Raw genomic sequence first — 19,333 nt, forward strand, 5'->3', positions numbered from 1 at the left:
GTCGTTCCCCGCGCCCGCCCCGTCATCGCTGACCCGCACCCGCAGGGCACCGTCCGTCTCGTCCACCCGGACCCGGACCGTCAGGTCGTCCCGGCCGCCGTGCCGTACGGCGTTGGTGAGCGCCTCCTGCACGATCCGGTAGGCCGCCGCCCCCACGGCCGGCGGCACCTCGCCGGCGGTGACCGTGAGGTCCACCTCGGCGCCCGCGGCCGTCCGGGCGAGGTCGGCCAGCCCCGGCAGTCCGGGCAGGGGGCCGCGGCTGTCCGGGGAGTCGGGGTCGCGCAGGACGTCCAGGGTGGTCCGCAGTTCGCCCCTCGCCGTGCGGCAGGTCTCGGCGATGTCGTCGAGGGCCCGGGCGACTGCGGCCCGGTCCAGGCGCTCGGGGTCGGTGGCGAGGACGTGCGCGGCCACCGAGGTCCGCACGCCGATCAGGGTGATGCTGTGGGCGAGCAGGTCGTGCAGGTCACGGGCGATGCGCAGGCGTTCCTCGGCGACGCGGCGGCGGGCCTCCTCCTCACGGGTGCGTTCGGCCCGCTCGGCGCGTTCGAGGGCCGCGGCCGCGTTCTCCCGGTACACGCGGATGTAGCCGCCGAGCACCAGCATGGAGATGATCCAGCCGCTGATCTGGAAGCTCACCGCGAGACCCGCCATGCCGTGGTGGATCTTCAGGAGCAGCATCAGCCCGATGACGGCGCAGCCGATGACGGCGGTGCGCCGGGGGCCGCTGCTGACGGCCACGGTGTAGAGGACGACCATGGACGCGGCCGTCGGGGCGGAGTGGTTGTAGTCCTGCTGGTGGTAGAAGGCGATCAGCGGGATCATGATCGCCAGTGCGGCCAGTGGTGCGCGCCGGCGCCAGGCCAGCGGCACGTGCAGGACGAGCAGCAGGGTCCAGCCGAGGGCGTCCGGGTGCCGTCCGCTGCCGACGGTGACGGCGATCGCGGAGGCCAGGGCGGCGAGGCCGAGGGCGAGACAGGCGTCCTGCCGTGGGGGCACGGCGGACGCGGGGAGGAAGGCCCCGGCCGGGCGGGGGCGGGGAGCGGTGACGGTTGCCTGCACGGTCCTCATCTTCCGTTGCGCGTGCGCCCCCGCCCAGGGCGGGGGCGCACCGTGACTCGGCTCACGGGCGGCGGGACTCAGCCCACGGGCTCCGGCACCCGGTCGGGTCCCGGGATCGGCCGGGACAGCCGGCCGGGCCACCACACCCGGCGTCCCAGGGCCACGCTCGCGCTGGTCACCAGGTAGGTGCGGACGAGGAAGGTGTCCAGCAGGACGCCGGCGGCGATGACGAAGCCCAGTTGGACCAGGGGGACCAGGCCCATGTCGGTCAGCACCGCGAAGGTGGCGGCGAGCACGAGTCCGGCGGAGGCGATGACACCGCCGGTGGTGCGCAGCGCGGTGAGCGCGGCCGCGGTGGGTTCGGCCCCGTTCAGTGACTCCTCCCGCATGCGGTGCATCAGGAAGATGCCGTAGTCGACGCCGAGGGCGACCAGGAAGACGAAGGACAGCAGGCCGAGTCCCGGGTCGCTGCCGTGGAAGCCGAACAGCGGGCCGAAGGCCAGTCCGCCGAGGCCGAGCGCCGCTCCCCAGACGGCGACCACGGCGGCCACCAGGATCAGCGGGGCGACGAGGGAGCGCAGCAGCAGCCCCAGGATCAGCAGCACGGACAGGAGCACGAGCGGTACGACGACGAGCCGGTCGCGCGCGTCGGTGTCCCGCAGGTCGAGTTGCTGGGCGCTGGGCCCGCCGACGTGGGAGCCGGGCAGCCGGTGCCGCAGTGCCTCGATGGTGGCGGTCTCGGCGGCGGACTGGGGCGGGGCGGCGGCGGTCACGGTGATCTCGGTCCAGCCGCCGCCGGTACGGCCCTGCCGCGCGGCCGCGACTCCCCGGGTGCTCCCGGCCGTTGCCAGGGCGGCGGCGGCGCGGTCGGCCGGGGTGAGGATCTCGATGGGCTGGGCGGACCGCTGCGGGTAGGCCGCGGCGAGGGTCTGCATGGCGGTGACGGAGTCGGGCCGGTCCACGAAGGTGTCCAGCTGCTTCAGCGGGCCGGGCAGGTTCAGGGTGCCGAGGGCGAGCGCGCCGAGCAGGGCGGCGCCGGAGGCGAGGACGGTCAGCGGTCGGTGTCCGGCGGAGGAGCCCATCGCGGCGAACAGCGAGCGGCGGGTTCTGGGGCTGCTGCCGTACGCGGGGACGAGCGGCCAGAAGACGCGGCGGCCGAGCAGGACCAGGACGGCGGGGAGCAGGGTCAGCATGGCGGCCAGCGCGCACAGCACGCCGACGGTGCCGAGCGGGCCCATGCCCCGGCTGGAGTTGAGGTCGGCGGCGAGCAGGCACAGCAGGCCCGCGGCGACGGTGCCGGAGGAGGCGAGCACGGCGGGCCCGCAGCCGCGCAGCGCGGCCCGCATGGCGTCGTGGGGCCGCTCGTGGCGCCGTAGCTCCTCGCGGTAGCGGGAGACCAGGAGGAGGGCGTAGTCGGTGCCGGCGCCGAAGACGAGGATGGTCATGATGCCGGCGCTCTGGCCGGAGACGGTGGTGCCGAAGATCTGGTGCAGGCCGTAGGCCGCGGAGCGGGCGAGGAAGTCGCCGACGCCGGCGACGACGAGCGGGACCAGCCAGAGCAGGGGGCTGCGGTAGATGAGGATCAGCAGGACCGCGACGACGGCGACGGTGGTGTAGAGCAGGGGGCCGCCGAGGGAGGAGTACACCTTGGAGGCGTCGGTGGCGAGGGCGGCCGGGCCGCCGACCCGCACCGTCAGCCCGTCCGCGCTCCGGGCGGTCGCGCGGACGTCGTCGACGAGGGCGTCGCGCTTCTTCTCGTCGGTTCCGGGCGCGTTGCTCGCGACCGGGTACATCAGGGTGGTGCCGTCGGCGGACGGGACGCCTCGCGGGGGCGTGGTCAGGGTGTGCCGGTGGGCGAGGGTGGCGAGCTGTCCGGCGGCGGTGGCCCGGTCGGCCGCGGTGAGGCCGCCGGCGCGGTGGTAGACGACGACCAGTTCGGTGGTCTCGCCGCCCGGCAGCCGGTCCTGGAGCCGGGCCACCCGGGTGGAGTCGGCGGAGGCGGGCAGGTAGTCGGTGGCACGGTCGTGCTGGACGTCGGTGAGCCTGGCGGCGAAGGGCCCGGCCACGGCCAGCAGGACCACCCACAGTCCCAGCACCAGCCAGGGCAGGCCCCGTCGGCCGTCTTTCGCACGTGTTGTCGCGGCCCCCATGGATCGGGCCCTCCCTCTGCAGCGGATGTCCGGTTACGGCTTCCAGACTTCCGCCGGTGGCGGGCCCTTTCGTCGGGCGAGGGGGCGAGTTCGCGGCTACTGCCCCGGGTGTCCGCGGGGCGCGGTTACTCCCCGGGGAGTATCAGGACGGGGTGCGCGCGGCGGCCAGCAGCCTGCTGACGTCGTCGGCGCAGATGGTGAGGGCGGCGCCGATGGTGGTGAGGGCGTCGCGCTCGGCGGGGGTGTAGGGGCCGTCGGCCAGGGCGATGCGGGCCGCCTGGAGGAGGAGGGCCTCGCGGCCGCCGGGGGCGAGGTGCGGTGCGAGCGGGTCGAGGGCCTCGTGCAGCTCTATGGTGAGGCTCGCGCCGCACGGCCCGTCCGCGAACCGGCCGGTGTCGGCGGCCAGCGCGTCGACCAGGGCGGCCAGTTGGTCCTCGGTGCAGTCCTCGAAGCCGGCGGCGCGGACGGCGCAGGCGGCGGTCTCCAGGGCCGTGCGGGAGGTGGTGCCGCCCGCGGCGAGGACAGCGAGGGCGACGGTGTGCACGGCGTCGCGGAGCATCGCGGAGAAGCGGCGGGTGGTGGGGTGGTCGAGGACGTCGGTGCCGTAGTGGTGGCGGCAGGACGCACACTCCACGACCGGTCCGGTCGCCCCGCCCGGCAGCACGGGCACCCCGAGGAGGGTGAAGCGGCGGCGGCCGGTCAGCCGCTGGTAGTTGCGGTCGCCTCCGCAGCCGGGGCAGAAGAACTCGCCGTCCCCGACGGGTGTCCACGCGGTGCGGGTGCCCAGAATGCGGGCAGCCCTGGTGGCACGGCCGTCTCGTCCCCGTACTGGCAGCACGTCGCACCTCCGTCACGACGCGGCAACATCGCCGCGCTGGCGTGATGTTAGCCACATCACGGAGGTTCAGTCATTACCCCGGACGAGACCTTTCCGTGACCTCTGCTGCGCGATGGCCGATAAGTGACGGGGCCCCGGTCGCCGGACGCGGCGGTCGGGGCCCCGAAAGGGCCGGTCAGCGGGGGTCAGCGGGTCGCGCGGTTGACCGCGGAGACGACCGCCTTCAGCGACGCACGCGTCGTGTTCGCGTCGATGCCGATACCCCACAGAACCTTGTCGCCGATCGCGCATTCGATGTACGAGGCGGCCTGCGCGGAGGCGCCCTCGCTCATCGTGTGCTCCTGGTAGTCCAGCAGGCGTACGTCGACGCCGATGGACTGCAGGGCGTCGAAGAAGGCGGAGATCGGGCCGTTGCCGGAACCGGTCAGGACGGTGTCCTCGCCGTCGACGGTGGCCTCGACGGTCAGGGTGTCGACGCCGTCGGTGTCGGTGGTGGACTGGCCCGTGCGGACCTGGATGCGGCCCCACGGGTTGCCGGGGTTGGGCAGGTACTCGTCCTGGAAGACCGCCCAGATCTCCTTCGGCGTGATCTCGCCGCCCTGGGCGTCGGTCTTGGCCTGGATGAGCCGGGAGAACTCGATCTGCATGCGGCGCGGCAGGTCCAGCTTGTGGTCGTTCTTCAGGACGTAGGAGATACCGCCCTTGCCGGACTGCGAGTTGACGCGGATGACGGCCTCGTAGGAGCGGCCGACGTCCTTGGGGTCGATCGGCAGGTACGGCACCGCCCACTCGATGTCGTCGACCGTGACGCCCCTGGCCGCCGCGTCGGCCTCCATGGCGTCGAAGCCCTTCTTGATGGCGTCCTGGTGGGAGCCGGAGAAGGACGTGTAGACCAGGTCGCCCACGTACGGGTGGCGCGGGTGGACCTCCATCTGGTTGCAGTACTCCCACGTGCGACGGATCTCGTCGATGTCGGAGAAGTCGATCTGCGGGTCGACGCCCTGCGAGAACAGGTTCATGCCCAGGGTGACCAGGTCGACGTTGCCGGTGCGCTCGCCCTGCCCGAACAGGCAGCCCTCGACCCGGTCGGCGCCGGCCATCAGGGCCAGTTCGGCGGCGGCCACGGCCGTGCCGCGGTCGTTGTGCGGGTGGACGGACAGGCAGACGTACTCGCGGCGGGACAGGTTGCGGCCCATCCACTCGAAGCGGTCCGCGTGCGTGGACGGGGTCGAACGCTCCACGGTGGCGGGCAGGTTGAGGATGATCTCGCGGCCGGGGCCGGGCTGGTAGACGTCCATCACCGCCTCGCAGACCTCCAGCGCGAAGTCCAGCTCGGTGTCGGTGAAGATCTCCGGCGAGTACTGGTAGCCGAACTCGGTCTCGGGGCCCAGCAGCTTCTCGGCGTACTCCATCACCAGGCGGGTGCCGTCGACGGCGATCTGCTTGATGTCGTCCTTGGAGCCGCGGAAGACGACCCGGCGGAAGACCGGGGCGGTGGCGTTGTACAGGTGGACGGTGGCGCGGCGGGCGCCCTTCAGGGACTCCACGGTCCGCTCGATCAGGTCCTCGCGGGCCTGGGTCAGTACGGAGATCGTGACGTCGTCCGGGATCGCGCCCTCTTCCTCGATGATCGAGCGCACGAAGTCGAAGTCGGTCTGGCCGGAGGCGGGGAAGCCGACCTCGATCTCCTTGTAGCCCATCTTGACCAGCTGGTCGAACATCCGGCGCTTGCGCTCGGGCGACATCGGGTCGATCAGGGCCTGGTTGCCGTCACGCAGATCGGTGGAGAGCCAGCGGGGGGCGGCGGTGATCCGCCGCTCCGGCCAGGTGCGGTCCGGGATGCCGACCTGCTCGTACTGACCGTACTTGTGGACCGGCATGGAACTGGGCTGCTGGCGGTTCGCCATGATGCGGGGCTCCTTGGAAGGTGTCCGGAAGGACGGCCGACGACGCAACGCCGAGCTCCGCGGGGAGGGGGTCGGCCTCGACTACAGGCCCTCGCCGCGGCAGCTAAGGAGGAGCAGCCCGAAAAGCATGATGCAGAGAATGCTAGCCGAGCGGACCGCGACGCGAGAGCCCGTATCAGTATGCGGGACCGCACGGGCAAACCATAGATAAACGGACAAAAAGTGCCCCATACCACTTCGACTACGGAGAGCGAGGGCGATCGCACCCTATTGTCACCGTATTTCGGCAATCATGGTCGCTACTAGTGACACCAGTGTCACGCAGTGCAAGGGTGCCCGACATGACGACCAACGGGGGCTCCCAGCCCGTCTTCTGCACGATCGTGCCGCCGCACGTCCTCGACCGGCTCGCCCGGAACGAGGACCCGGCACTGTCCGGCCCCGCCCGCCGGTCCCTTGAGCACGACGCCTACCAGCGCACCCACCGCCGCCTGACCACGGTGATCGGCGCGCCCTCCGTCGCGCCGCCCGCCTCGGCGGCGGCCGACCAGCCGCACCGCACCATCTACGACGCCGGGCACCGGGAGGACCTGCCCGGCACCAAGGTCCGCGAGGAGGGCTCGGAGGCCGGCCCGGACGCCACGGTCAACCGCGCCTACGCGGGCCTCGGCGCCACCTTCGAGCTGTACCTGAACGCCTACGGCCGCAACTCCATCGACGGCGAGGGCCTGCCGCTGGACGCGAGCGTGCACTACGGCACCGACTACGACAACGCCTTCTGGAACGGCGAGCAGATGGTGTTCGGCGACGGCGACAACGAGATCTTCCTCGACTTCACCATCCCGGTGGACGTGATCGGCCACGAGCTGACCCACGGCGTCACCCAGCACACCGCGAACCTCGCCTACTTCGGCCAGTCAGGCGCCCTCAACGAGTCCCTGTCGGACGTCTTCGGCTCACTGATCAAGCAGTACGCGCTCGGCCAGACCGCGGCCGAGGCCGACTGGCTGATCGGCGCCGGGCTCCTCGCCCCCCGCGTCACCGGCACGGCCCTGCGCTCGATGAAGGCGCCCGGCACGGCGTACGACGACGACGTCCTCGGCAAGGACCCGCAGCCGGCGACGATGGACCACTACGTCCACACCGGCCGCGACAACGGCGGTGTGCACATCAACTCCGGCATCCCGAACCACGCCTTCTACCTGGCGGCCACCGCCCTCGGCGGCCACTCCTGGGAGAAGGCGGGCCAGCTCTGGTACGACGTGCTCACCGGCGGCGCGCTGAAGGAGGACGCCCTGTTCGCCGACTTCGCCACGCTGACCGTCCGGGCCGCCCGCGAGCGGTACGGCGCCGGTGACGAACTCCAGGCGGTGCAGAAGGCGTGGGAGCAGGTCGGGGTGCGGACTCCGTAGTTCCGTACTAGACAGTCCCCCATGCGTATTCGAGTGCGGCGCACGGGCGGTTTCGCGGGCATCGAGCGCCTGGCCGAGGTGGACACCTCGGCCGGGCCCGACGCCGCCGAGTGGCACACCCTGGCCGGGCGCGTCCTCGCGTCCGGCCGGGACACCCCGCCACCCGGCGTCCCCGACGGCTTCCGGTACGAGATCACGGTGGACGACCGCACGGTGTACGCGGCGGACCCACGGCTCACCGAGGACGAGCGGGAGCTGGTCTCCCGGGTGCTGAAGGAAGGGGCCTAGCCGAGGGGACCTGGCGCAGGGGCCTGGCACGAGGGGCCCGACGCGGGGGCGCGGGCCTGGCGCGGGCGACCCGGCGCAGGGTCGTTTCCGCGGGTTCGGGCCCAGGCGTTGACGCGCGTTACTCCGGGTAAGGATGATCCCGGCCATGGCGACTGACGCAGGCGAACCGATACCCCGTTTCCCGGCCGGCTTCCTCTGGGGCGTCTCGACCTCGGCCCATCAGATCGAGGGGGCCGCCGACGAGCGCGAGGCGTCCGTGTGGGACGTGTTCACCGCCGAGCCGGGGCGGGTGAAGGACGGCTCCACGGCGGCCGTGGCCTGCGACCACTTCCACCGCCACACCGAGGACGTGGCCCTGCTCGCCGGCCTCGGCGTGGACGCGTACCGGTTCTCCGTCTCCTGGCCCCGGGTGAACTCCCCCGGCGGCCTGGACTTCTACGACCGCCTGGTGGACGAGCTGTGCGCGGCGGGCGTCCGGCCCGTGCCCACCCTGTTCCACTGGGACCTGCCCGCCTCGCTGGACTGGCTGGAGCGGGACACCGCGGCCCGGTTCGCCGACCACGTCGGCGTGGTGGCCGAGCGCCTCGGCGACCGCGTCAACAAGTGGATCACTCTCAACGAACCCGCCGAGCACACCCTGCTGGGCCACGCGCTGGGCGCCCACGCCCCCGGCAGACGGCTGCTCTTCGACGCGCTCCCCGTCGCCCACCACCAGCTCCTCGCCCACGGTCTCGCGGTCCGGGCGCTGCGCGCGGCCGGGGCGGACGACATCGGCATCGCCAACTCCCACGGCCCGACCTGGCCCGCCTCCACGGAGCCGGCCGACCTGGAGGCGGCGGACTTCTACGACCTCCTGCTCAACCGCCTCTTCGCCGAACCGGTCCTCCTCGGCGAGTATCCGGAGGGCGTCGGCGACCTGATGCCCGGGGACGTGCCGGCCGACCTGAAGGTGATCGCCGAACCCCTCGACTTCTACGGCGTCAACTACTACGCGCCGACCCGGGTGGGTGCCCCGCAGGGCACCGAGACCGAGTTCGGCGGACTGACCATCCCGGCCGAACTGCCCTTCTCGGTGCGGGAGATCGAGGGCCGGCCGGTGACCGACTTCGGCTGGCCGGTGGTCCCGGAGGGGCTGACGGAACTCCTCACCGGGTTCCGCGACCGCTACGGCGACCGGCTCCCGCCGATCGTCATCACCGAGAACGGGTGCTCGTACGAGGGCATCGACGACCAGGAGCGGATCTCCTACCTGGACGCCCATGTGCGGGCCCTGCACACGGCCCTGGAGTCCGGGGTCGACGTGCGTGGCTACTTCGTGTGGTCCCTGATGGACAACTTCGAGTGGGCGGAGGGCTACGCACGCCGCTTCGGCCTGGTCCACGTGGACTTCGCCGACCCCGCGGGCCCGAAGCGCACCCCGAAGTCCTCGTACCACTGGTTCCGGGACGTGCTGCGGGCGCAGAGATGACCACCGCCCGGTTCCCGGCCGCGCTCGCCGAGCCCGTCGAGCCGGTCGGCCGGGGCTGGACGGCGACCCTGGCGCTGGCCAACGGGGCGATCTGGGTGGGCTGGTTCGGCCCGTTGCAGATCCTGCTCGCCTCCCAGGCCGGGGACTTCGCGCCCGGCGCCGGGATGTCCAAGGAGTCGCTGCTGGCCTGGGTGACGGGGGCGGGCGCGGTGGTCTCGCTGCTCGCCAACCCCCTCTTCGGCGCGCTGTCGGACCGGACCACCGCCCGCCACGGCCGCCGCACGCCGTGGATCGTGGCCGGGGCGGCGGGCGGCGCGCTGTCGCTGCTGCTGCTCGCGGGGGCGGCCGGGCCGTGGACGATGGCGCTGTGGTGGTGCCTGGTGCAGCTCACGCTGAACGCGGCGTTCGCGGCGGTGACCGCGGCGGTGCCGGACCGGGTGCCGCGGCCGCAGCGGGGCGCGGTGGGCGGCTGGCTGGGCGCGGCCCAGATGCTGGGCGTGGTCGGCGGGACGGGCCTGGCCACGGTGGCGGGCGGGACCGGTGCCGGGTACGCGGCCTGCGCGGTGTTCACGGCGGTGGGCGTGCTGCCGTACGTGCTGCGCCACCGGGACCTGCGGCTGGCACCGGAGGACCGGCCGGTCTGGGCCTGGCGTGCGTTCCTGGCGGGCTTCTGGCTGAGCCCACGCCGGTACCCGGACCTCGGCTGGGCGTGGCTGACCCGCTTCCTGATCAATCTCAGCAACGGTCTGGTGCTGCTGTACCTGCTCTACTACCTGCGGGACCGGCTGCACCACCCGGACCCCGGCCGGGGTGTGCTGATCCTGACGGCGGTCAACGGCCTGACGCTGATGGCGACGGTCGTGGCCGGCGGGATCTGGTCGGACCGGGTGGGCCGCCGCAAGCCGTTCGTCGTGTGGTCGGGCGTGCTGATGGCGGTGGCGACGGCGGCCCTGGCCGGCTGGCAGACCTGGCCGGGCGCCGTCGTGGCGGCGGCGCTGCTGGGGGTCGGCTTCGGGGTGTTCACCTCGGTCGACTTCGCCCTGATGACGGACGTCCTACCCAAGGCGCTGGACCGGGGCCGGGACCTCGGCGTCATCAACGTGGCCAACGCCCTGCCCCAGGTGGCGGCCCCGGCGCTGGCCGCGCCGGTCGTGACCTACCTGGGCGGCTACCGGGTGCTGTACCTGGTGGCCGCGGTGATCGGGCTGGCCGGGGCGCTGCTGGTGGGCCGGATACGCGGAGTGGACTGACCCGGCCCGCCGGGGGCTCCGGCGGGCATCGCGCGGTGGGCGCCGGCCCTAGAAACCGAGCTTGCGCAGCTGCTTGGGGTCCCGCTGCCAGTCCTTGGCCACCTTCACGTGCAGGTCGAGGAAGACCGGCGTGCCCAGCAGAGCCTCGATCTGCTTGCGGGACTTGATGCCGACCTCCTTCAGGCGCTTGCCCTTGGGGCCGATGATGATGCCTTTCTGGCTGGGGCGCTCGATGTAGACGTTGGCGTGGATGTCCAGCAGCGGCTTGTCCGCCGGGCGGTCCTCGCGCGGCAGCATCTCCTCGACGACGACGGCGATGGAGTGCGGCAGCTCGTCGCGGACGCCTTCCAGGGCGGCCTCGCGGATGAGCTCGGCGATCATGACCTGCTCGGGCTCGTCGGTCAGGTCGCCCTCGGGGTAGAGCGCGGGGCCCTCGGGCAGCATCGGGATCAGGAGGTCCGCGAGCAGGTCGACCTGCTTGTTCGCGGTCGCCGAGACCGGGACGATCTGCGCCCACTCGATGCCGAGCTCCTTGCCGAGCTGGTCGATCGCGATCAGCTGCTCGGCGAGGGTCTTGGAGTCGACGAGGTCCGTCTTCGTGACGATGGCGACCTTCGGGGACTTCCGGATGCCGGCCAGTTCCTTGGCGATGAAGCGGTCGCCGGGGCCGATCTTCTCGTTCGCCGGCAGGCAGAAGCCGATCACGTCGACCTCGGCCCACGTCGTGCGCACGACGTCGTTGAGCCGCTCGCCGAGCAGCGTGCGCGGCTTGTGCAGCCCGGGGGTGTCCACCAGGATCAGCTGGGCGTCCGGCCGGTGCACGATCCCGCGCACCGTGTGCCGGGTGGTCTGCGGCTGGTTGGCGGTGATCGCCACCTTCTGCCCGACCAGAGCGTTCGTGAGGGTGGACTTGCCCGCGTTGGGGCGGCCCACGAAGCAGGCGAAGCCGGCACGGTGGACGGTCTCGGCCGGCTGCTCGGATGACTGGGTACGCACGCTCATGGCGACCATTGTCCCTGATCCTCGGGGCCGTGCCGTACCAGTCGCGTACCGGTCGCGGTCACGACCGGCGGCCGTGAGCTTCCGGAAACCCCCACGCAACGAAACGTCACGGAAACACTGCTGTACGCAACCGGAAACGCCCACCGGTGACCCTCTGACGAGCCCCCACACCGCTGGAGACGCCCGTGACCTTCGCCGCAGCCCGCATCGACACCGGCGACACCGCCTGGCTGCTCGCCGCCACCGCTCTGGTCCTGCTGATGACTCCGGGCCTCGCTCTGTTCTACGGGGGCATGGTCCGCGCCAAGAGCGTCCTGAACATGCTGATGATGAGCTTCGTGTCGATCGCGCTGGTGACCGTGGTCTGGCTGGTGGCGGGCTATTCGCTGGCCTTCGGGGACGACGCCTTCGCGGGGCTCGTGGGCGGTCTCGGGCAGTCCGGCATGAGCGGCCTCGGCCCGGGCAGCGTCCACGGCACCGTGCCCACCCTGCTCTTCGCCGCTTTCCAGCTCACCTTCGCGATCGTCACGGCCGCCCTGATCAGCGGTGCGGTCGCCGACCGGGCGAAGTTCTCGGCGTGGCTGGTCTTCGTCCCGGTCTGGACCCTGCTGGTGTACGTGCCGGTCAGCCACTGGGTCTGGGGGCCCGGCGGCTGGATCGCGGACCGGCTCGGCGCGCTGGACTTCGCCGGCGGTCTGCCGGTGGAGATCACCTCGGGTGCCTCCGGTCTGGCCCTGTGCCTGGTCCTCGGGCCCCGGCTGGGGTTCAAGAAGGACGCCATGCGCCCGCACAACCTGCCCATGGTGATCCTCGGCGCCGGACTGCTCTGGTTCGGCTGGTTCGGCTTCAACGCGGGCTCGGCGCTCGGCGCGAACGGTCTGGCGGCGGCCGCCTTCCTCAACACCCTGGCGGCCGGCTGCACCGGTCTGCTCGGCTGGCTCCTCGTCGAGCGGCGGCGCGACGGCCATCCGACCACGCTCGGCGCGGCCTCCGGCGCGGTGGCGGGTCTGGTGGCGGTCACGCCGTCGTGCGGCTCGGTCTCCCTGCTGGGCGCGCTGGTGGTGGGGCTGGCCGCCGGTGTCGTCTGCTCGTACGCGGTGAGCTGGAAGTTCCGGCTGAACTACGACGACTCGCTGGACGTCGTCGGTGTCCACCTGGTCGGGGGCGTCATCGGCACCCTGCTGATCGGCCTGTTCGCGGAGCGGGCCATGACCGGCGGCGCCGAGGGGCTGTTCTACGGCGGCGGGCTCGTCCCGCTGGGCAGGCAGCTGCTGGCCGTGGTGGCCGTCGCGGTGTACGCGTTCGGGGTGACCTACGGCCTGGGCCGGCTGCTCGACAGGACGATGGGCTTCCGGGCGAGCGAGGAGCAGGAGCACACCGGTCTCGACCTTACGGTGCACGCCGAGACGGCTTACGATCACGGGGTCCTGGGCCATGGTGCCCCGGTCTCCCACTCCGTGTCCGCCGGCTCCGCGCAGAAGGTCAAGGCCCAGCCATGAAGCTCATCACCGCGATCGTCAAGCCGTACCGCCTCGACGCGGTGAAGACGGCCCTGCAGGAGCTGGGCGTGCAGGGCCTGACCGTGACCGAGGCGAGCGGCTACGGGCGCCAGCGCGGGCACACCGAGGTGTACCGGGGTGCCGAGTACCGGGTCGACCTGGTGCCGAAGGCCCGGATCGAGGTCGTGGTGGAGGACGCGGTCGCCGACGAGGTGATCGACGCGATCGTCAGCGCCGCGCAGACGGGGAAGATCGGGGACGGGAAGGTCTGGGCCGTTCCGGTGGAGACGGTCGTGCGGGTACGGACCGGCGAGCGCGGCCCCGACGCGCTCTGACGAGCAGCGCTCCGGTCACCGCGCCGGCGGCGAACAGCAGGGCCGCGAGCAGCCACGGCAGCGCGAGGAAGGAGGCGCTCGCCGACTCCCGGGTGCCGGGCGCGCTCACGGTCAGCGTCACGTGGGCCCGGTCGAGCTGGGGCGCCCCGCGCCAGGTCTCGGTGAGCCGCACCCGCTGTCCGGGCAGCAGCTCGGAGGGCACCCGGGTGAGCTCGCGGTCGAGCAGCGTACGGCCGAACAGCCCGCGGGCGGTCAGCCGAACCTTGGGGTCGAGGGTGACGTTCCCGGTGTTGCGCAGGGTGTAGGAGAGGGTCGCCGTGCTGTCGCCGAGGCCCGGTACCGGGGGCTGGTGGTGGCCGATCCGCAGGTGCTCGACGGACAGGGCGCCCAGCGTGGGTCCGCCGACCCGGAGGTAGACCCGGGCGCCGACGGCCCGCCGCACACCGAGCGCGAGCCTGCCGCTGCCGGGGTCGACCTTCTCGTCGAGGGCGACGATCGCGCCGGGGTGGTCGCCGGGCTCGGCTCGGTCGGGGACGCGCAGGGTGAAGGGCACGGTGACGGTGCGGTGGCCGGGCACGGTGATCCGTGACCTGGCGGGCCTGGCCCAGGCGCCGACCCCGCGCATGCGCTCTCCGGCCGTCCGCACGGCGAACCCGCCGTCGCGCGCGGTGTTGTAGGCGTCGGCCGCGTAGAGCCGGAAGGTGAGCGGCCGGCCGGTCCTGTTCAGGACGGCGACCTTGTCTGTGAGGGTCTGGCCGGGGTCGGCCGAGAGGTAGAAGTAGGGGCGCGCGGCGACCTTCGAGGCGACCGGGTAGACGGACCAACTGCCGTTGTCGGCGGCCCGCGCCGGGCTGCCGAGGGCGCCGAGGAGGAGCGGGAGCAGGCCCAGGAGGAGGACGTACGGCTTGCGCATGGATGCGGACCCCCACGGACGGCCAAGGACGGGCGGGAGACTGAGGGGAGGCGGGGGCGCGGGCGGGTGCGGACGCCCGCACGCTCAGGTGAGCGTCAGTGTGAGCACGCCGGAGTACGCGCCCGGAGGTGTGAACGCCGGTACGTCCAGGGAGAGTCCGGCGTCGACGGTGAACTCGCCGCCGGTGAGGGTGCCGTCGGGGGTCGACGCGAGGGTCGCTCCCGAGAGGCCCACGGTGCCCGCCGAACCGGCCTTGCAGGTGCTGGGGCTGCCCGCCTTGGTCGCGCAGGCGGGGCTCCAGCTCAGCTTCCCGGCGTCGATCTTGGCACCGGGGCCGGTGAAGTCGGTGACCTTCCCGGTCAGGGACCAGCCGGCGGGCCCGCCGCGGTAGTCCTTGACGGTCACCGTCCGCAGGGCGCCCGTCGAGGCCCCGCCCTTGCCGAAGTCGACCGCCGACAGCGCGACGGCGTCCCCGGCCTGGGACATCGACAGGGTGCCCGCCTTGACCGTGGTCGTCAGCTTCTGGCTGCCGGCCGGCACGGGCGTGTTGTCGTTGACGACGTAGGCCGCGGGGCCCGCGCCCTTGTCCGCGCTCCAGGACGCGCCCTCGTAGGCCACGATCCCGGTCGTCGTCCTGTCGTTGACGACCAGGGAGCCGCTGAAGGAGCCCTGGGCGTTCGCGGTGACGGTCGCGGTGTCGGTGGTCTGCGTGGCCCCGGCCCGCCCGGCCAGGGTGACGCTCGCGCCCGGGGTGAAGTTCGTACCGCTGACGGTGACGGCGGCACCGGGGTCACCGGAGGCCGAACCCGGCGAGATGGCCCGGGTGTTGGCGGGTGTCCCGTCGGTCGCCGTGACGGTCTGCGAGGTGGGGGCGGGCGGGTCGGTGACCGTGCAGGGGGTGTCCAGCTCCAGGATGTAGCTGGTGTGGATGTTGTAGTCGCCGGGCGAGAGGGTGATCTGCCCGGCCTTGGTGACGGTGAACGTGCCGGTCATGGAGAAGGACGGGAAGGGCGCCTTACCCGGGACGGGGGCGTTCTTCTTCGGCCCGGCGACCGTGACCGAACCCGTCTGGGCGCCGCCGAGGGCGACCTTGCCGGTCGGGGTCATGATGTCGGCGGGCAGGGCCAGGTCGGTGGGGTTGCCGGCGGCGGGTGTGACCACCGTGTAGGTGACGGTGACCGTGTCGCCGACCTTGGGGCTCGCGTTGTCCACCGACACGCTCGCGGTGGTGGTGCCGTCGATCGGCGGCAGGCCGGAGACGGCGGGCGGGATGCAGTGCGTGGCGAAGTCCACGTTCGCGCCGGCGGCACCGGCCGGGCAGGCCAGCGCGCCGCCCGCGGTGACCGCGAGGGCGGTCGCCCCGAGCAGTGACGCCCAGCGCCACCGTCGGGTTCTTCGGGGTGTCGGACCCATGGGCCCCCTCCTGAGGGTTGCGGGCGCAGCGGCTCGTCTGCGCCGACAGGGGGCATTGATGTGGAGCGGGGGTGAGAAGTCAATGGAGATGCCGCAGAAATCTGACGGCTCATCAGTTTCCGCGGCATCCCCGGGAGAACCGGAACAGATCGCTCAGTCGAAGACGAAGGGGCCGGGTGACTGGGGGGCGGTGGCCTTGCAGGTCACGGTGATCCCGAAGATCACCATCTTCAGCGAGCCGCCGTAGGCCTCCAGACTGTCACCGGGGGCGACGGTGCCCGGGAGCGGGCCGACGCTGACCGGGTCGCCGGTGTTCATGGCCGGGTTCCTGGTCCCGCTGAAGACGACGCTCCCGCCGCCGGCCTTCACCAGGGTGAGGGTGGAGGCGATCGAGTCCTGCGCCACCGGGACCGGCGCGCTGATGGCGGAGGAGGTGAGGGTCATGGTGGCCGAGCCGCCGCTCTGGGTGGCGGTCAGCGTGGCCGTGCCGCCGCCGAAGATGCCGCAGCTCGCGTTGATGGTCGCCGACTGGGGGGTGACGGCGGCCGCGGTGGGCGCGAGGGTGAGACCGGTGACCGCGAGGGCCCCGGCGACCAGTGCCGCACCTGTTGCCGTGCGTTTGCCTCTCATGGGGATCCGCTTCCCTTCCCTGTGGGGGATGCCGTGTGGGGGACGCCGACGGACGGGGAGGCCGGCGCAGGCGGGTGCGGACGCGCTGCGCGGGCGGTGCGGATCTGACGGCCCGTCGGAACGTACGGCTCCATTGACGCGCGCGGACACGAGCGCAACAAGGTCGAATTCCGGCCGACCCGCTGTTCGGTAGGTACGGCCGGCGTTCCGGACGGGCTCCCCGGACGGGCTCTGCTGTCCCCCGGCCACTCAGCCCGCGGAGACGGTCAGCCGGACGGTCCCGTCCAGGGCGGCCAGCAGCACCGGCGTCCCCGCGCCCCCGAGATCGGCGACGGCGGCCAGGTCCTCGGCCGGTACGGCCTCCGCCTCGCTCACCACGGCCGCCGCCTCCAGGGACCGCGCCCCCGACGCCACGGCCATCGCGACCGCCGTCCGCAACGCGCTCAGCCGCAGCGAGGCCAGCTCCACCGACCCGGCGACGTAGGTGCGCCCGGTCTCGTCGCGTACGGCCGCCCCCTCGGGCACAGCGTTGCGGGCCCGGGCGGAACGGGCCAGGGTGACGATCTTGCGGTCCTCGGCGTCGAGCGCGTTGCTGTCGGTCATGCCCAGAGCATACGAAGCCGCGCCGGGCTCACCCCGCCACGGGGTGCATGGCGTCCCGCCGTCCCTCGGGAGACGCCAGCCACTCCAGCTTCGCCGCGGTGTTCTCCTCGTCCAGCGGAGTGTGGAGCACGATCATCAGATCCGGCCGGGCCGGCACCTTCATCACCGTCGACTCCACGACCAGCGGCCCGACCAGCGGATGCGTCAGCTCCTTGCGCACCTGCCCCTGGTCCTCGATGCCCCGCTCGGCCCACAGCGCCACGAACTCGGGGCTGCGCGCCGACGCCTCGGCGAGCACCGCCTGGAACCCCTCGTCGTCCGGCCGGGCCGCGCACGCGGACCGGAACTGGGCCACGACCGTCCGCGCGTTCCGCTCCCAGCTGTTGCTGCGCGACCGGTACAGCGGATCGACGAAGAAGTCGACGAGGCAGTTCTGGGTGATGTCCGGCCGCATGCCGAGGACCAGCGCCGCCGCGTCGTTGTACATCACGCAGTTGTAGTACGCGTCCATGATGTGCGCCGGGTACGGCATCCAGGTGTCGATCAGCCGCCGCAGCCCGTCGCACATGTCCCGCTTCTCCGGCGCCACTTGGGGCGCCGGCGGGTTCATCCCGGCCAGCAGGTACAGGTGCCGGCGCTCGGCGTCGCTGAGCCGGAGCACCCGGGCGACCGCGTCCAGGACCTGCGGCGAGACCGAGATGTCCCGCCCCTGTTCGAGCCACTGGTACCAGGACGCGCCCACTCCGGCCAGCACGGCGACCTCCTCGCGGCGCAGTCCGGGCGTACGGCGCCGCCCTCCGCCGCCCGGCAGTCCGGCCTCCTGCGGGCTCACCCGGGCCCGCCGGCTCATCAGGAACTCCCGCAGCTCGTCCCGCCGTTGACTGCGCGTCGCCTCCGCAGCGGTCACGTACCGCTCCTCCCCCGTCGTGTCTGGTGGTGCCACCACCACCATAAGTTCCGACTCCCCACGCGTCCTCCGCTCGCCGGAAGCTCTTGCCATGGCGTTCGACACCACCCCTCAGACCACCGCACCGACCACCTCCCGGACCTCCGCCCCCGCGGGCGGACCGCCCGGCACCCCCCGGCTGTCGGCGCGGGACAAGCTGATCCTCTTCGTGCTGTGCGCGGCCCAGTTCATGGTCGCCCTGGACTTCTCCGTCCTGAACGTGGCGCTGCCCGAACTCGGCACCGACCTCGGCATGAGCCGCTCCGCCCTGCAGTGGGCGGTCACCGCGTTCGCGCTTCCTTCCGGCGGCTTCCTGCTGCTGTTCGGCCGCGTCGGCGACCTGTACGGCCGCCGGAAGCTGTTCCTGACCGGCCTGGCCCTGTTCGGCGCGGCCTCCCTGCTGGCGACCCTGGCCTGGGACCCGCTGTCCTTCCTGACCGGGCGGGCGTTGCAGGGCCTCGGCGCGGCGGCGATCGTGCCGGCCGGCATGTCGCTGCTCACCACCACCTTCCCGGAGGGCCCGGCCCGCGACCGCGCCCTCGGCATCTCCGGCACGCTGCTCTCGCTGGGCTTCACCGTCGGCATGGTGGCGGGCGGTGTGCTGACCGACGCGCTGGGCTGGCGCTCCACCATGGCCCTGCTCACCGTGTTCGCGCTGATCGTGCTGCCGCTGGCGCCGGGCCTGCTGCCCGAGTCCCGCACCCCCGACCGCCCGCGCCTCGACGTGCCGGGCGCGGTCACCGTCACCGCCGGCCTGCTGTCGCTGATCTACGCCCTGTCCACGGCCGCCGACCACGGCTTCGGCCGCACCGACGTCGTCGCCGCGCTGGTCGCCGGCCCGCTCCTGCTGGCCGCGTTCACGGTGATCGAGTCCCGCTCGGCCTCCCCGCTGGTCTCGCTGCCCATGCTGCGCCGCCGCACGGTGGCGTGGGGCAACCTGGGCGGCCTGGTCACCTTCTCGATGATGTCGACGGTGGTCTTCGTGCTGACCCTGTACCTCCAGGAGACGCTGCGCCTGTCGGCCTTCGAGACGGGCCTGGTCTTCGGCTTCCAGGGCGCGCTGTCGGCCGTCGCCGGCACGCTGGCCCCCCGGGTCATCGGCCGCTTCGGCGCCCGCCGCACGCTGGTCGGTTCGCTGGCCGGGCAGGGCGCGCTGGTCGCCACCCTGCTGCTGCTGAACGCCCACCCCTGGTCGGTGTGGCCGGCCGCGGTGGCCGTGGCCCTGGCGAGCATGTGCCACCTGGGCGCGATCGTGTCGTACGGACTCACGGTCACCTCGGGCGTCCCGGACGAGGAGCAGGGCCTGGCCACCGGTCTGGTGACGTCCACCCAGCAGGTGGGCATCACCGTCGGCATCCCGCTGCTGGGCGTGCTGGCCACCACCTCCCGCGACCTGCTGTCCGGCGTCCACACCGTCCTGGCGCTGGACGCGGCGATCGTGCTGACCGCCGCCGTCCTCGTCGGACTGGGCCTCGGCCGGGGTCAGTCCAGGGTCTGAACGATCTCGCTCCGCGCGGCCGTGTGCACCACACGGCCGCGCGCGCCGTTCACCAGGGGGAGGTAGGGCGGCACGTGTCCGCACTCGACACCGGCGACGATGGGCACGCCCAGGGGGCCGAG

17 protein-coding genes and 1 pseudogene are annotated in these 19,333 nt (G+C 72.9%); 7 read left to right on the top strand and 11 right to left on the bottom strand.

Going from position 1 to position 19,333, the window contains the following annotated elements:
* From V7E45_RS27005 to leuA, 4 genes are all read right to left on the bottom strand, one after another.
* On the bottom strand, positions 1–1,068 hold a 1,068-nt coding region (locus V7E45_RS27005; RefSeq protein ID WP_443056229.1), incomplete at its 3' end, for a sensor histidine kinase.
* A 68-nt stretch (positions 1,069–1,136) separates the two neighbouring features.
* Complete coding sequence (locus V7E45_RS27010; RefSeq protein ID WP_333776808.1) at positions 1,137–3,209, bottom strand: MMPL family transporter; 2,073 nt, start codon at positions 3,207–3,209, stop codon at positions 1,137–1,139.
* A 142-nt stretch (positions 3,210–3,351) separates the two neighbouring features.
* Complete coding sequence (locus V7E45_RS27015) at positions 3,352–4,047, bottom strand: TerB family tellurite resistance protein (RefSeq protein WP_333776809.1); 696 nt, start codon at positions 4,045–4,047, stop codon at positions 3,352–3,354.
* 185 nt (positions 4,048–4,232) lie between these two features.
* A complete protein-coding gene (gene leuA, locus V7E45_RS27020; protein WP_333776810.1) occupies positions 4,233–5,954 on the bottom strand; it encodes a 2-isopropylmalate synthase in 1,722 nt (573 codons plus the stop codon).
* Positions 5,955–6,295: 341 nt separating this feature from the next.
* Between leuA and V7E45_RS27025 the strand changes: the two genes are divergently transcribed.
* The 4 genes from V7E45_RS27025 to V7E45_RS27040 all read left to right on the top strand — a co-directional run bounded on the left by V7E45_RS27025 (position 6,296) and on the right by V7E45_RS27040 (position 10,372).
* Positions 6,296–7,366 carry a M4 family metallopeptidase gene (locus V7E45_RS27025; RefSeq protein WP_333776811.1) on the top strand — a complete coding sequence of 357 codons (1,071 nt, stop codon included), beginning with the start codon at positions 6,296–6,298 and terminating at the stop codon, positions 7,364–7,366.
* Between the two features lie 21 nt (positions 7,367–7,387).
* Positions 7,388–7,654 (top strand): protealysin inhibitor emfourin, encoded by a 267-nt coding sequence (locus V7E45_RS27030; RefSeq protein WP_333776812.1) that lies wholly within the window; start codon positions 7,388–7,390, stop codon positions 7,652–7,654.
* Between the two features lie 145 nt (positions 7,655–7,799).
* Positions 7,800–9,122, top strand: coding sequence for a GH1 family beta-glucosidase (locus tag V7E45_RS27035; protein ID WP_333776813.1), 1,323 nt, complete (start codon positions 7,800–7,802; stop codon positions 9,120–9,122).
* Positions 9,119–10,372: an MFS transporter gene (locus tag V7E45_RS27040; RefSeq protein WP_333776814.1), complete on the top strand. Its 1,254-nt coding sequence runs from the start codon at positions 9,119–9,121 to the stop codon at positions 10,370–10,372. Before V7E45_RS27035 ends, V7E45_RS27040 begins: the two co-directional genes overlap by 4 nt.
* Before the next feature lie 48 nt (positions 10,373–10,420).
* Here the strand turns inward: V7E45_RS27040 and era are convergent, their stop codons facing one another.
* Positions 10,421–11,374 carry a GTPase Era gene (era, locus tag V7E45_RS27045; RefSeq protein ID WP_317443234.1) on the bottom strand — a complete coding sequence of 318 codons (954 nt, stop codon included), beginning with the start codon at positions 11,372–11,374 and terminating at the stop codon, positions 10,421–10,423.
* Positions 11,375–11,559: 185 nt separating this feature from the next.
* Between era and V7E45_RS27050 the strand changes: the two genes are divergently transcribed.
* Both V7E45_RS27050 and V7E45_RS27055 read left to right on the top strand, forming a co-directional pair.
* Positions 11,560–12,873, top strand: coding sequence for an ammonium transporter (locus V7E45_RS27050; protein ID WP_333776815.1), 1,314 nt, complete (start codon positions 11,560–11,562; stop codon positions 12,871–12,873).
* Positions 12,870–13,208: a P-II family nitrogen regulator gene (locus V7E45_RS27055; RefSeq protein ID WP_020939907.1), complete on the top strand. Its 339-nt coding sequence runs from the start codon at positions 12,870–12,872 to the stop codon at positions 13,206–13,208. Before V7E45_RS27050 ends, V7E45_RS27055 begins: the two co-directional genes overlap by 4 nt.
* Here the strand turns inward: V7E45_RS27055 and V7E45_RS27060 are convergent.
* From V7E45_RS27060 to V7E45_RS27080, 5 genes are all read right to left on the bottom strand, one after another.
* The gene (locus tag V7E45_RS27060) at positions 13,102–14,121 is read right to left on the bottom strand and encodes a WxL protein peptidoglycan domain-containing protein (protein WP_333776816.1); all 1,020 of its coding nucleotides are present in this window, start codon (positions 14,119–14,121) and stop codon (positions 13,102–13,104) included. The genes V7E45_RS27055 and V7E45_RS27060 overlap by 107 nt on opposite strands.
* Before the next feature lie 84 nt (positions 14,122–14,205).
* Positions 14,206–15,534: a beta-xylosidase gene (locus V7E45_RS27065; RefSeq protein WP_333776817.1), complete on the bottom strand. Its 1,329-nt coding sequence runs from the start codon at positions 15,532–15,534 to the stop codon at positions 14,206–14,208.
* Between the two features lie 153 nt (positions 15,535–15,687).
* Positions 15,688–16,164: a hypothetical protein gene (locus V7E45_RS27070; RefSeq protein ID WP_333776818.1), complete on the bottom strand. Its 477-nt coding sequence runs from the start codon at positions 16,162–16,164 to the stop codon at positions 15,688–15,690.
* 249 nt (positions 16,165–16,413) lie between these two features.
* The gene (locus V7E45_RS27075; RefSeq protein WP_333776819.1) at positions 16,414–16,767 is read right to left on the bottom strand and encodes a cytidine deaminase; all 354 of its coding nucleotides are present in this window, start codon (positions 16,765–16,767) and stop codon (positions 16,414–16,416) included.
* A 28-nt stretch (positions 16,768–16,795) separates the two neighbouring features.
* Positions 16,796–17,617 (bottom strand): helix-turn-helix transcriptional regulator, encoded by an 822-nt coding sequence (locus V7E45_RS27080; protein ID WP_333776822.1) that lies wholly within the window; start codon positions 17,615–17,617, stop codon positions 16,796–16,798.
* A 148-nt stretch (positions 17,618–17,765) separates the two neighbouring features.
* On the opposite strand from V7E45_RS27080, the gene V7E45_RS27085 reads away from it, so the two are divergent.
* Positions 17,766–19,211, top strand: a complete 1,446-nt coding sequence (locus tag V7E45_RS27085) for an MFS transporter (RefSeq protein ID WP_333776820.1) — start codon at positions 17,766–17,768, stop codon at positions 19,209–19,211.
* On the opposite strand, the pseudogene V7E45_RS27090 reads toward V7E45_RS27085, so the two are convergent.
* Positions 19,196–19,333, bottom strand: a pseudogene (locus V7E45_RS27090) (LD-carboxypeptidase); the annotation flags it as partial. The gene V7E45_RS27085 and the pseudogene V7E45_RS27090 overlap by 16 nt on opposite strands.

The organism is Streptomyces sp. IBSBF 3136 (assembly GCF_036815105.1).
GTDB lineage: Bacteria > Actinomycetota > Actinomycetes > Streptomycetales > Streptomycetaceae > Streptomyces.

Coding starts and splice junctions, on each gene's coding strand:
- V7E45_RS27010 (WP_333776808.1), bottom strand. CDS start 3,209: ATGGGGGCCGCGACAACACGTGCGAAAGACGGCCGACGGGGCCTGCCC.
- leuA (WP_333776810.1), bottom strand. CDS start 5,954: ATGGCGAACCGCCAGCAGCCCAGTTCCATGCCGGTCCACAAGTACGGT.
- V7E45_RS27025 (WP_333776811.1), top strand. CDS start 6,296: ATGACGACCAACGGGGGCTCCCAGCCCGTCTTCTGCACGATCGTGCCG.
- V7E45_RS27030 (WP_333776812.1), top strand. CDS start 7,388: ATGCGTATTCGAGTGCGGCGCACGGGCGGTTTCGCGGGCATCGAGCGC.
- V7E45_RS27035 (WP_333776813.1), top strand. CDS start 7,800: ATGGCGACTGACGCAGGCGAACCGATACCCCGTTTCCCGGCCGGCTTC.
- V7E45_RS27040 (WP_333776814.1), top strand. CDS start 9,119: ATGACCACCGCCCGGTTCCCGGCCGCGCTCGCCGAGCCCGTCGAGCCG.
- era (WP_317443234.1), bottom strand. CDS start 11,374: ATGAGCGTGCGTACCCAGTCATCCGAGCAGCCGGCCGAGACCGTCCAC.
- V7E45_RS27055 (WP_020939907.1), top strand. CDS start 12,870: ATGAAGCTCATCACCGCGATCGTCAAGCCGTACCGCCTCGACGCGGTG.
- V7E45_RS27060 (WP_333776816.1), bottom strand. CDS start 14,121: ATGCGCAAGCCGTACGTCCTCCTCCTGGGCCTGCTCCCGCTCCTCCTC.
- V7E45_RS27065 (WP_333776817.1), bottom strand. CDS start 15,534: ATGGGTCCGACACCCCGAAGAACCCGACGGTGGCGCTGGGCGTCACTG.
- V7E45_RS27070 (WP_333776818.1), bottom strand. CDS start 16,164: ATGAGAGGCAAACGCACGGCAACAGGTGCGGCACTGGTCGCCGGGGCC.
- V7E45_RS27075 (WP_333776819.1), bottom strand. CDS start 16,767: ATGACCGACAGCAACGCGCTCGACGCCGAGGACCGCAAGATCGTCACC.
- V7E45_RS27080 (WP_333776822.1), bottom strand. CDS start 17,617: ATGAGCCGGCGGGCCCGGGTGAGCCCGCAGGAGGCCGGACTGCCGGGC.
- V7E45_RS27085 (WP_333776820.1), top strand. CDS start 17,766: ATGGCGTTCGACACCACCCCTCAGACCACCGCACCGACCACCTCCCGG.